The organism is Anaerobacillus sp. 63XJN7_5_ISO-PGPR-S23-430 (genome assembly GCF_056173695.1).
The window spans coordinates 2,424,047-2,436,466 of the sequence record NZ_CM149686.1; the positions used below are offsets into that span (position 1 = coordinate 2,424,047).

General features: G+C 39.9%; 10 protein-coding genes. 1 reads left to right on the top strand and 9 read right to left on the bottom strand.

What is annotated here, in order from left to right; genetic code table 11:
* The first annotated feature begins 16 nt into the window (after positions 1-16).
* The gene (locus AC0VYJ_RS12780; RefSeq protein WP_475365361.1) at positions 17-2,725 is read left to right on the top strand and encodes a PBP1A family penicillin-binding protein; all 2,709 of its coding nucleotides are present in this window, start codon (positions 17-19) and stop codon (positions 2,723-2,725) included.
* A 103-nt stretch (positions 2,726-2,828) separates the two neighbouring features.
* Here the strand turns inward: AC0VYJ_RS12780 and nth are convergent, their stop codons facing one another.
* The 9 genes from nth to panD all read right to left on the bottom strand — a co-directional run bounded on the left by nth (position 2,829) and on the right by panD (position 12,418).
* Positions 2,829-3,491, bottom strand: coding sequence for an endonuclease III (gene nth, locus AC0VYJ_RS12785; protein ID WP_475365362.1), 663 nt, complete (start codon positions 3,489-3,491; stop codon positions 2,829-2,831).
* Between the two features lie 88 nt (positions 3,492-3,579).
* Positions 3,580-4,296 (bottom strand): DnaD domain-containing protein, encoded by a 717-nt coding sequence (locus tag AC0VYJ_RS12790; RefSeq protein WP_475365363.1) that lies wholly within the window; start codon positions 4,294-4,296, stop codon positions 3,580-3,582.
* A 210-nt stretch (positions 4,297-4,506) separates the two neighbouring features.
* Positions 4,507-5,799, bottom strand: coding sequence for an asparagine--tRNA ligase (gene asnS / locus AC0VYJ_RS12795; RefSeq protein WP_475365364.1), 1,293 nt, complete (start codon positions 5,797-5,799; stop codon positions 4,507-4,509).
* A gap of 146 nt (positions 5,800-5,945) precedes the next feature.
* Positions 5,946-7,133, bottom strand: a complete 1,188-nt coding sequence (locus AC0VYJ_RS12800) for a pyridoxal phosphate-dependent aminotransferase (protein ID WP_194221891.1) — start codon at positions 7,131-7,133, stop codon at positions 5,946-5,948.
* Positions 7,134-7,155: 22 nt separating this feature from the next.
* On the bottom strand, positions 7,156-7,653 hold the full coding sequence (locus tag AC0VYJ_RS12805) for a cell wall elongation regulator TseB-like domain-containing protein (protein WP_283154073.1): 498 nt from the start codon (positions 7,651-7,653) through the stop codon (positions 7,156-7,158).
* 12 nt (positions 7,654-7,665) lie between these two features.
* A complete protein-coding gene (locus AC0VYJ_RS12810; RefSeq protein ID WP_098443938.1) occupies positions 7,666-7,836 on the bottom strand; it encodes a YpmA family protein in 171 nt (56 codons plus the stop codon).
* A gap of 324 nt (positions 7,837-8,160) precedes the next feature.
* Positions 8,161-8,985, bottom strand: coding sequence for a ComEC/Rec2 family competence protein (locus tag AC0VYJ_RS12815; protein ID WP_194221893.1), 825 nt, complete (start codon positions 8,983-8,985; stop codon positions 8,161-8,163).
* Positions 8,986-9,028: 43 nt separating this feature from the next.
* Positions 9,029-11,824: an ATP-dependent DNA helicase DinG gene (gene dinG / locus AC0VYJ_RS12820; protein WP_475365365.1), complete on the bottom strand. Its 2,796-nt coding sequence runs from the start codon at positions 11,822-11,824 to the stop codon at positions 9,029-9,031.
* A 210-nt stretch (positions 11,825-12,034) separates the two neighbouring features.
* Positions 12,035-12,418, bottom strand: coding sequence for an aspartate 1-decarboxylase (gene panD / locus AC0VYJ_RS12825; protein ID WP_283154071.1), 384 nt, complete (start codon positions 12,416-12,418; stop codon positions 12,035-12,037).
* Positions 12,419-12,420 lie beyond the last annotated feature (2 nt).

The window sequence follows — 12,420 nt, forward strand, 5'->3', positions numbered from 1 at the left end:
AAAGGCAGGAATATTCATGAGTGAATATCAATCACGTCAAGAACGACGTAAATCAAATGACAAGAAAAAGAAGTCCCCGAAGAAAGCTGGGAAGAAAGGCATTTTCAAAAAAATCTTTCTAACCCTCGTTATTTTGTTTTTAGTTGGTTTAGTTGCTGGAGGAATCACCTCTATTGCTTATATCAACAATGCACCAGAGCTAGATCCAGAAAAGCTTACGAATCCACAGTCCTCCATCATACTGGATAAAAAGGATGAAGAAGTTCAAACTCTCGCAGGAACCGATGCAAGAGAAGTCGCTAAAATTGATGAGATTCCGGATATTCTAAAAAATGCTTTTGTCTCTGTTGAAGACACTCGTTTCTATGATCATTTTGGAATTGATCCACGAAGGATTGGCGGAGCTGTTCTTGCAAATATTACGCAAGGGTTTGGCGCCGAGGGTGCTAGTACGATTACACAACAGGTCATCAAGAACTCTCTCTTAACATCTGAAAAATCATTAGAACGAAAAGTTCAAGAAGCTTATCTATCCATTAAGCTTGAACAAGAATATTCAAAAGATCAGATCTTAGAAATGTATTTAAATAAAATTTATTTCGGTAATGGTGCATGGGGAGTTGTTGATGCAGCCGAAACTTATTTTGGCAAAAACATTACAGAAGAAGACTTAACACCTGGAGAGGCCGCACTACTAGCGGGACTTCCGCAGCGTCCTACCTACTATAATCCATATGAATACGCTGATCAGGCCGAACAGCGTAGAAATGTTGTTCTTAGCTTGATGGAAAAACAGGGCGTTATTACAGCTGAGGAAGCTGACAAATATCAAGCAGAAAAAGTTAGTGACATGGTTGTTGCATTAACAGAAGATAAAGAAACAGATCAATATAAAGTCTTCATGGATCAGGTTGTGAAAGAACTACGAGAACGTGATGATATTTCAGAAAAAGATATCTACTCAGGGGGACTTGAAATTTACACGACCCTTGATACGCGCGCTCAAGATATTACAACTGATGTCATCGCAAACTATCCTTATTCGAATGAAGACATGCGATCAGGGCTTGTCCTGATGGATACTAAGACTGGTTCGATTAGAGCCATTGGTGAAACGCGTAAAGATGAGAACGTGATTACTTACGCAACAACAGGAAAGTTTCAGCCAGGATCAACAGCTAAACCGATTGTTGCTTATGGTCCTGCAATTGATACCGAGCAGTGGTCAACTGGCCGCTCCATTAAAGATGAGCCTCTAAAAATAGGTGACGCTAATATTCGTAACTGGGACCGCGAGTATCGTGGTCAAGTATCAATGAGACGTGCTCTTGAGATGTCTTATAACGTTCCGGCTGTTAACACTTTCCTTGAGATTGGTAAAGAACCTGCTCAAGAGTTTGCTAACAAGCTTGGTATGGATTTGAAAGATGAAGACATGGTACCTACTGCTGCTATCGGAACATTTAGCACCTCCCCCCTTCAAATGACTGGTGCTTATGCTGCTTTCGGTAACGGTGGAACGTATAATGAGCCTCACACGGTACGAAAAGTGGTCTTTCCTGACGGAAGAGAGATTAACATCGAACCTGAACCAGTAAAGGCAATGAATGATTACACAGCCTACATGGTTAGCGATATGCTTAAATCCGTCGTAAACGAAGGAACTGGAACAGATGCTAAAATTTCCGGTCTACCTGTCGCTGGTAAAACGGGTACGACAAACCATCCTCAAGAAGTCGTTCAATCACAAGGCTTCCCTACATCAGGTATTGTAAGAGATGCCTGGTTTGCTGGATATACTACGGAGTATTCCATGGCAGTATGGACAGGATTTAACGAACCAAATAAGCACTATTTAGATTCTAGCAAAGGCGAAGATGATACTTCCAAGCTCCTTTTCAAAGAAATTATGAGCCAAGTATCTGAAGGTATTAATACTGCCGACTTCCAGAAGCCCGACTCGGTCGTAGAGGTTGGCGTTGAGAAAAGCACTGGTCTATTGCCAAGTGACTACACGCCAAAGGATCAGATCGTCTATGAGCTATTTGTAAAAGGTAGTACGCCAGAAAAGACTTCTGATAAGTACAAACAACCAGACGGCGTCAAAGGACTTTCTGGAAAGTATAATGCTGACTCCAATAGCATTTCACTATCATGGCAGCCTGGTGAAGATAAGAGCTTCACTTATAAAGTGGAAATGGCTGTAAATGGTGGAGGTTATCAAGGGGTGACCGAAACAGGAGATACTGGATTTACGTTAGAAAATGCCCAAAAAGGTAGCGAATATAAATTTAAAGTAACAGCCGTTTCAGACTCAGGAGTATCAACGAAGCCGGCTGAAACATCCGTATCAGTTCCTAAAGAAGAAGAACAGGAACCTGAGGAGCCTACAGAAGAAGATACAAACGAAGATAGTGAAACACCGCCGGACGAAGGTAATGATGAAAATAGCGATGCTGGAGACGGAAACAGTGGTGACAATCAGGGAGAAGAAGAACCTCCAGCTGACGACCAAAGTGGCAACACTGATGAAAGTGGTAACGGAGGCCAGGATCAAGGAAACAATGGTTCTGGAGAAAATCCTGGTAACGGGTCTGGGAACGGTTCTAGTGACGGTTCTGGATCTGGCAATGATTCTGGATCTGAGACTGATAATCCTGGTGACACAGGAAACACAGGTTCAAACGCTCCACCAGCCAGCACACCACCTAATGAGGAAGAATAGCTTTAAAGCCCAATCTGCAATGCAGATTGGGCTTTATTTATACTTATTTGATTTAAAGACTAACTAGTTCTGTTTATTAATTCATTGTAATAATACATAAAATCTATTTGCCTTTCCGAGCACGCTGATTCATTCTCTTCTGTCCTTCTCGGCATAGCTCGAGAAGTGGACAAATTTCACATTGCGGAGATTGAGCTTTACAATGGTACCTTCCAAAGAAAATAAAACGATGGTGAGAAACGGACCACTCCTCTTCTGGAATTTTTCTCATGAGCGTCTTCTCAACTTCTAGAACGGAATCCTTCCATCTGCATATACCGAGCCTCTTGCTCACTCTCTCAACGTGGGTATCCACGGCGATCGCCGGAACATCAAAAGCTACTGAAGCAATGACGTTAGCCGTTTTTCTTCCAACACCTGAGAGCTCCATTAGCTCTTCCCTCGATTCAGGAAGAGAACCGCCATATTGTTCAACAACCGTTCTGGCAAGCTTTTTTATATTTTTTGCTTTATTTCGAAATAAGCCGATCCTTCTTATATCGTTCTCGAGTTCTTCTATGGGTACTTGAAGAAAGTCTTCAGGACCGTTATATTTTTCAAATAAACCAGGAGTAACTTTGTTTACTAATGCATCTGTACATTGAGCTGATAATACAACTGCAATAGCAAGCTCAAATGGAGTAGAATGATTCAATTCACAATGGGCATCTGGAAACATCTCTCCCATCGTATCAAGAACTGTTCTTATCTTGGCTTTCGTTAGCAAAAGTCCGTCTTCCTTTCTTATGTCTAGTATAGGCTTTAATTTGTTCATAAACAAAAAGCGGAAGCAACACTTCCGCTTTACATATGACCTATCTTCCAAGCCAGTTATATATAGGAGCACTCTGACCTGAATCTTTCTTCACATCAGGCTTAGCAGGTGCTTTTTTATCATATTGGTGCTTTCTAAACTTCTCTCCGTAGGAACGTGCCTGCTCTAATGTCTTAATGCCGTTTCGCTTCCATTCAAAGAGTATGCGGTCAATGTAGCGAAAGTTTAGCTTTCCAGCAAGAACAGCTTCTTTTAACGCCCCTTTAATTAACTCAGCATCATGCTTATCACCATCTATCCACATGGCAAGCGTCTCGCATTCAATGGGGGAAAGTGGCCTTGCAAATTCACGCTCAAACAACGTGTAAAGACTTTCTTCATTCTCATCGTTTTTCGCAGCAGCCTTCTCTGCTTCTTCTTGCTCGATCGCCTTAAAAATTCGCTCCCACAACGGGATTAGCGAATAGACTTCAGAATAATAATTCTTCGATTCATTCTGGTGTTCCTCGATCGTTAAAACACCTTTTTGCATAAGCTGCTGTATTTTATCTAGACAAGCTTGTGGTGAATATGTCATTGCTTGGGCAAGTTCCTCCGGTGTTGGAAAAGAATTCCCCCGTTCAATAAAACTGTGTAGTCTAATTAAAAAGAAGGCATCTTCTTCATGTAAACCAACGCTAACATAGTAATTGAGCAAGAGCCTTGGTACTGAAACATGACCTTCATTAATGATTTGAATGATGTGTTCCTTCTTCATCCCATCCACCTCTACCTTTCATTATAGCACGCCGGCATTTTGTGATGGGAGTAGAAAAATCTGGCTATGTACTTTCACGTACATACCATTTTTTCCTCTCATCTTCTAATCTTATCCATCTTCACTTCGTGAAATGCTTTAACCTACGGCTTTTTCATCAGATAAAGACGCTTCTTTCACATTGAAAGAAGCGTCAGCTTTGTTAGTTTATCACGGATATAGTCTATTTAAAAGACGTGGGAACGGAATTGTTTCACGCACATGTTCCACACCAGATAACCATGCCACAGTTCGTTCTAATCCAAGACCAAAACCAGAATGTGGAACAGAACCATAGCGGCGAAGTTCAAGATACCATTTATATGCATCGTCTGTAAGACTATGTTCTTCATATCGCTGCTCCATAAGTGCTAAATCATCAATTCTCTGACTACCTCCAATGATTTCACCATAACCTTCTGGAGCGATTAAATCAGCGCATAGAACAACTTCTTCACGCTCAGGATCAGGCTTCATATAGAACGCCTTAATGTCCTTAGGATAATTAGTAATGAACACTGGTTTCTCAAAGCTTTCAGCGATTGCAGTTTCATGAGGAGCACCGAAATCTTCGCCCCATTCAATATCTGTAAAGCCTTTATCTTTCAATAGCGTAATCGCATCATCATAAGAAATGCGAGGGAATGGCGCTTGAATCGCTTCTAGTTTCGAAACATCACGTTCAAGTGTTTTTAACTCAAGTTGACAATTATCTAATACAGATTTTACAAGGAAGCTAACATACTGCTCTTGAACTTCAAGACTTTCGTCATGATTCATAAATGCCATCTCAGGCTCAATCATCCAAAATTCGATTAAATGACGGCGCGTTTTTGATTTTTCAGCTCGGAATGTTGGACCAAAAGAAAAGACGCGTCCAAAAGCCATAGCTGCTGCTTCCATATAAAGTTGTCCACTCTGTGATAGATAAGCATCTTCTTCAAAATATTTTGTATGGAAAAGATCTGTTGTACCTTCTGCAGAGCTCCCTGTTAGAATAGGCGGATCAATTTTAACGAAGTCATTTTCATTAAAGAATTGATAAGTTGCACGAATAATCTCATTTCGAATGCGAAGAATAGCGTTTTGGCGTCTAGAGCGAATCCAAAGGTGACGATTATCCATTAAGAATTCTGTACCATGCTCTTTTGGCGTAATTGGATAATCCACAGCTTCATGAATTAATTCAATGTTAGTAACAGTTAATTCATATCCTGATTGTGAACGATCATCTTCACGGACAACTCCTGTCACCCATACTGAAGATTCTTGAGTTAAATTCTTAGCAGCTTCCCATGCTTCTTCTGTTACTTCCTTCTTAACCATAACGCCTTGAATGAATCCCGTTCCATCGCGAAGCTGAAGAAACTGGATCTTTCCGCTTGAACGTTTATTATGTAACCAGGCTCCAATTGTAACGGTTTGTTCAACCTGTTTATTTACGTTAGAAATCGTTGTTTTCACTTCTTATTTCCCTCCAACTAATTAGAAAAAATTGGCGCACATTCTTTATACAATAAGAGAATAGCGCCATGAATTAATTTGTTTAAATAGATGAATCTATTGTTCGGTTCTTATTATACCGATTATTTGACCATACAACAACTTGCTTAAACTGTCTGTTTCGTTTTAACAAATCGTTCAATTCGATTTATGGCTTCAAGAATCACCTCAAGTGATGTTGCATATGAAAGCCTAACATTATCAGGAGAACCAAAGCCGGATCCAGGTACAAGCGCTACTTTCTCTTCTTCAAGAAGGCCTTTTACAAACGCATCAACAGAATCAAAACCTGTCTTCTCTGCCGCTTCTTTAGCATTAGGGAAAAGATAGAATGCTCCTTGTGGCTTCACACATGTAAATCCAGGAATCGCATTTAATTGTTCATAAACGGTGTTTAATCTACCTTCAAATGCTTCTTTCATTTCACTAACAGGCTCCTGTGACCCTTCATACGCTGCTAGAGCTGCATATTGGGAAATGGAAGTTGGATTTGAAGTGGAATGGCTTGCAAGGTTTGTCATTGCTTTAATGATCTCTTTTCTCCCTGCAGCATAACCGATTCTCCAACCTGTCATGGAATGGGATTTGGATACTCCATTAATAATAATCGTTTGATCCTTCAATTCAGGTGAAAGCTGTGCGATAGAAGTATGTTCTGCTCCATCATACACAAGCTTTTCATAAATCTCATCAGAAACAATGAGAATGTCATGCTCTAAACAGAATGCACCTATTTGCTTAAGCTCTTCAGGTGTATAGATCGATCCTGTTGGATTAGAAGGAGAATTAATGATCACAGCTTTTGTATTGGACGTTACTGCTGCTTCAAGTTGAGAAATTGTCACTTTAAATGACTGTTCTTCTTTACCTTCTACATAAACGGGCTTGCCACCAGCAAGCTTAACTTGTTCAGGATAACTAACCCAGTAAGGTGTAGGAATAATAACCTCATCACCTTCATCTAGTATTACCTGGAACAATGTGTAGAGAGCATGCTTCGCTCCAGTACATACAATAATTTCATCAGCTTTGTACGTTATATTCTGATCTTCTTGGAATTTAGCGATAATGCTTTCTTTTAGAGGAAGAATGCCTCCAGAAGGAGTATATTTTGTTAACCCTTCATCCATTGCTTTCTTCGCTGCTTCAAGAATGTGAGATGGTGTATTAAAATCTGGTTCACCTGCACCTAATGCGATAACGTCATGTCCTTCAGCCTTCAATGCTTTTGCTTTTGCAGTTATTTCAAGCGTAGCAGACGGTGTAAGAGCTGCTACACGTTTAGATAAATTCATTTCTCTTCCTCCCTTAATCACATTAACTTTGTTTTATTGAACGAGATCGCCAATATTCACCATTACTAAAATAATAATATGCAAATGTATAGCGGTTGTCGGTATCAATGAATGTGGCTTCCCATACAAGCACTTGCTTCTCTTCTTGATTGATTTCAATACCTGGTTTAATATTAATGACTTCTTGTGGAGAAAATTCTTCAGAAAGCTTCTTTTTGATGGCTTCTAACGTAACGCCGTCTTCTATTTTCTTTGTGACAAGCGCCCCATCCTTTCGTGGCACGAAAACATAAACCTGATCTCCATCTGCATCGCTACCTTTTAAGACAACATATGCACTATTTGTACCATGATATTGAACCGCTTCATCAACTTTTTCTATCACCGATTCCGATTCAGCTCTCTCAATCGCTTTTTCTTCTAGCCGATCAGGTTGATCGGTTACGGAAGAATAAAATGAAATGCCTTGCCAGATCAAAACTGCTAAAATCACGCCTGCAATTATTCCTATTACTCGCATTCGCTCACCCTATTATGTACGATAGATTGTAAAAATCATCTGGTCCTGGTCTTCTTCATCAAGTGCAAGTCCAAACATTAAATCTTTTTCTTTTAAGGTGCGATTTAACGAATCAACAATTTTGTAAATATCGAGGGATTTACTAACCTTCACAGTCGACAATACTTCAATGTTGCTTTCCATTGCTGTCATCTCCCTATAGTATGTGTTTTAAGCTGCCAATCCTTTTATAGAGACGTTTTCTCACTCAGGGATAAATTTACTACTTATAGATGCAAAAAGGTGTGACAAACTATAAGTACCGTCAAAGACGGTGCACTATATCTGCTCCACTTCCAACAGTGCCTGCGCCTTGCGCAGGCTATTTTAGTGGGACGGTTTCATGCGATTCATTGATCCCTCATGGAGATATGAGACACTTTTTCTATAAGAAAATAGGACGGCTTCTTTTCTATTCCTATTTTTAAATAAGTTACGGGATTTTGCAACAAATACTATGACGAATTTTCATCTAACTTCTTTAGTAGGAAGTGTGATAACGTCATAACGATCATGTTGCAACCTTAGGGTTACGCTTCCGATTCGGTATGGGTAATAGACATCAGTCCAGCTTTCACTTAACCGTTCAAGCACTGATTCACTTACATCAATGTTATTGTGACGAAAAATCACGGCCATTTGTGGATCGATGGCGTTCAATAATTCGGTTGAAGTTCCATTACCTGATCCGAAATTCGCAACTTTCAATACCTCTACTGCTCTCCCGGAAGACGCGATCTCTTCCTCTAGTTCGAGATTCGTTTCTCCCATCAGTAGTAAATCCTGACTTCCTAAGGATAGCACAAATGTTACAGAACCCGCCTTAGATATGTTTATAATTTCGACATCAACGCCATCCATCAGTGTAAGCTTTTGATTTATCTTTAAGTTAGTCTTTTGAAGATGAGTTGGTATCTTCGTAAGAAATGCCTTTTCTGCTTGATCAGATAAAAATACTTCGTCTATATCAAAATATTTGAGCAATGCAGTGAAGTTTCCTGTATAAGCTTCCTCAGCATTCGTAAGCCAAACTTTTCTCAGCTCCTTCACCTGGTACATCTGTAGTCGATTCATTAGCTCTTTTTCGGAAAGGCTACTCCCTGTATTAATCAGAATTGCCTCTCCATCTGATCCTTGTATCAAAACCGCTTCTCCAATTGATAGATCAAGAAAAGTTACGGCTACTTCGTGGTGCTTAAGGTGTAAGTCAACAGATTGGATAGCTGCGTCAGCACCCGGGCAAGCCAAACTAAAAAAAAGGAAGCTCGCACTAAGTAAAAGTAATTTCTTCATCACAAAACCCTCCTGTAGAATTAGTTTGTGATGAAGTGGAGCTTTATAACCAGAGATCTAATTCATTTACTAATTCTTCCGTTGTCCCTTTCATAAGTGGAACGTCAGGGAGTGACTTTACAAATGAACGACCGTATCTTGTAGAAATGATTCTGCGGTCAAATACAAACACAGCTCCTCGATCTCGCTGTGATCGTACAAGCCGACCAAAACCTTGTTTGAATCGAATGATTGCTTCAGGTAGAGAAAGTTCCATAAATGGATTTCCACCTGACTGCTTCAGTTGCTCTGATCTAGCCTGAAAAACGGGATTATCTGGTGGTGAAAACGGAAGACGAACAATGATAAGGCAGCTTAAGTCTTCGCCTGGTATATCTACGCCCTCCCAGAAGCTGCTTGTACCAAACAGAATCGCTTCTTCACTTTCCTTGAAATTCTTCGTAAGCCTTACTCTACTTCCACTATCTACGCCCTGACTGATCAAAGTTAACTCGTCATGAACAATGAGTTCCTTCATACGGTGGTGAGCTTTTTTGAGCATATCATAAGATGTAAAGAGAACGAGCATTCTCCCTCGAGTCACGCGGGCAATTCGAAGAATCGCTTCTGTAATATGGTCTACAAACTGATTGTCCGATACATCTTTAATCATTGGTAAATCAGTCGGAATCATTAGCCTTGCCTGTTCACTATAATCAAATGGAGAATGATATTGGTGAATAAGTGGTCCAAACTCCTCTAATCCAAGTCTGTTAATAATGAAATCAAACGAATTTCTGACAGTTAGCGTTGCAGAGGTAAGCAAAATACTCTTTTTCTTTCCAAAATAGTCGCTTGAAAGTAATGAACCTACCTCAACAGGTCTACTAAACAAAAAGGCTGAATTTAATGAGCCCTTCGGATCAATCTCCACCCACTTCACATCATTTTCGCTTTCGCTTAGTAAGAGGTAATCTACTTTTGAAAGTTCCTCCAAAACAGAAGCATGAATTCCTTTAAAATCAGCTGAAGTGTTCAATTGCTCTCTTGTGAGTTCATCTTCTTTTAAATCAAGTTCTTTTTCTACCTTCTTTAAACCTTTATCCAAATCTTTCAAGTAGAACACTAATCGATGAGCTGCTTCTTGAATAGCTTCCCATGTAGGACCGTTTTCATCAGAAATACGATAGCTTAATCGACCAATTTCATTCGAACGACGAGTGTTTTTCTGAACGTAACGATGAAGCATGCGAAAAAGCTCATCTACATCTCCAAGAATCGTCTTCACATAAGCATCAATTTCCCTTTTGGTTTCATCTATTTCAATTTCAAGGTTTTTGAGGATACTAATTACCTTTCCGTAAATGCCATCACCATCTTTTAATCCCATCCGAACAAACCCTTGTAGAATAGAAAAGTAATCCGTTTTAATACCGAAGAATTCTGTAGCAATATCTTCTAGATGATGGGCTTCATCAATTACTGCCTGTTGATAAGCGGGTAATAATTGATGGTCGTTAATTAAATCACTAAATAATAAAGCGTGATTTGTGATGATTAAATCAGCATTCATCGCAAAGCGCTTTCTTCGATGGTAAAAATCACGGGAGAACCACGGAGAACGGTGGTTTGCAGATACAGCGGCATCGCTTTTCACCTGTTGCCAAAAAAGCTTGCCTCCACTAGAGAGATTTAATTCCTCCACATCCCCATAATCTGTTTCTAGCAACCATACGAGAATTTGAGCTTTCGTTAAAATCGTATCATAATTATCTTCTTCTACATGATGAAGCTGCTGTTCAAATCGCGTTAAATCCAAATAATGACTTCTGCCTTTGATAATCGTGGCTCTAAAAGGGAACGGCAAAATATCACGAAGAAACGGTAGGTCTCTTTGTAATAGCTGTTCTTGTAGTTGGATTGTATGCGTACTGACAACAACAGGCTTACCTGTATTTTTGGCATGAACAACCCCAGGTAATAAATACCCTAAAGATTTTCCTATACCCGTCCCAGCTTCAATCAAAATGTGCTGATTTGTTTCAAAAGCTTCTGAAACCTGCTTCATCATGTCACTTTGACCTTCTCGCACTTCAAAACCGGGGATAATCTTAGACATTTTTTCCTCAAATTCATTCTGGGCATCATGGAACGCGATACGCTTCTGAAGTGACTCAACTTCGTCTACTTGCTCTTGTAATTTAATCGCTATATCCCGAAACACTTCAAAATTCCCTTCAGGCTCAATCCGTTTCTGCTTATCTTGAATAAGCTCATGAAGGACTACTTCTATATCACTATAAAGCCGAGTTGAAAGCTCCTCGAGCTGCGTTAACGTTACGAGCGGTAAATCATCCATCTTATCAAATAGATAAAGCAAAAGTTCCGCTGTTACCTCCGCATCACTATCTGCTTGATGCGGATTATCATGCTGGATTTCTAAAAACTCTGCTAGTGAAGATAATTTATAGGCCTCTGCTGTAGGCAAGAGGATTCGTGCAAGTTCTACTGTATCGAGCGTTGGTCCAGTAAAAGCCTCATATCCACTTGAATCAAGCTGTGCATTCATGAAATTAAGATCAAATCGAACATTGTGCGCAACAAAATAAGCACCGTCAAGACGTTTAAGAAGTTCAGGTGCGACTTCTTCAAATAGTGGCGCATCTTTAAGATCTTCATCCGTTATCCCTGTCAGCTGCTGAATAAATAACGGTAGTGGTTTTTCAGGATTAACAAACGAAGCATATCGGTCAACGATCGTGTCATCCTCTACAACAGCAAGTCCAATTTGAATAATGCGATCCCCGTTTTTGGGGGAATTACCGGTTGTTTCAAAATCTATAATTGTATATCGATTCATACGTTTTCACCTCAGTTGCTTAAACCGTTCAAGCGGTCACCTTACTAACTTTATCATTTTTTCTATGGAACGGAAAATAATTTCTTATAACCTGAGATAAGAATCCACGAAAATGCGATAGATTCGATTGTGAGGATATGATTTGAAAGGAGTAAAACTAGGATGGCCCTTCAAAAAAAAGCCCTGGACCAAAGTCCAGAGCGTAGGTATTTATAATATAGTCGCCTCAGGCTCTACCCCAATCATATCGATGATCGTATTGTGCTCGTCCATAATCGCAACACGAGGCGTAAAGTTTCTGGCTTCTTCTTCACTCATCATGCCATAAGCGACAATGATGACGACATCTCCCTCTTGAACAAGACGAGCTGCAGCACCATTCAAACAAACTACACCTGACCCTCTTGCCCCAGGAATAATATACGTTTCCAACCTTGCACCATTATTATTATTAACGATTTGAACTTTCTCATTCGGTAGCATACCAACCGCTTCGATAATATCTTCATCTATCGTGATGCTTCCTACATAGTTCAAATTTGCTTCTGTCACACGTGCTCGATGAATTTTCCCCTTCATCATTGTTAGAAACATGT

What these genes read in the sequence shown, in the direction of transcription:
- panD (WP_283154071.1), bottom strand. Translation starts at nt 12,418, where the DNA reads ATGTTTCTAACAATGATGAAGGGGAAAATTCATCGAGCACGTGTGACA.
- AC0VYJ_RS12780 (WP_475365361.1), top strand. Translation starts at nt 17, where the DNA reads ATGAGTGAATATCAATCACGTCAAGAACGACGTAAATCAAATGACAAG.
- AC0VYJ_RS12800 (WP_194221891.1), bottom strand. Translation starts at nt 7,133, where the DNA reads ATGAATTTATCTAAACGTGTAGCAGCTCTTACACCGTCTGCTACGCTT.
- AC0VYJ_RS12815 (WP_194221893.1), bottom strand. Translation starts at nt 8,985, where the DNA reads ATGAAGAAATTACTTTTACTTAGTGCGAGCTTCCTTTTTTTTAGTTTG.
- dinG (WP_475365365.1), bottom strand. Translation starts at nt 11,824, where the DNA reads ATGAATCGATATACAATTATAGATTTTGAAACAACCGGTAATTCCCCC.
- AC0VYJ_RS12790 (WP_475365363.1), bottom strand. Translation starts at nt 4,296, where the DNA reads ATGAAGAAGGAACACATCATTCAAATCATTAATGAAGGTCATGTTTCA.
- AC0VYJ_RS12810 (WP_098443938.1), bottom strand. Translation starts at nt 7,836, where the DNA reads ATGGAAAGCAACATTGAAGTATTGTCGACTGTGAAGGTTAGTAAATCC.
- AC0VYJ_RS12805 (WP_283154073.1), bottom strand. Translation starts at nt 7,653, where the DNA reads ATGCGAGTAATAGGAATAATTGCAGGCGTGATTTTAGCAGTTTTGATC.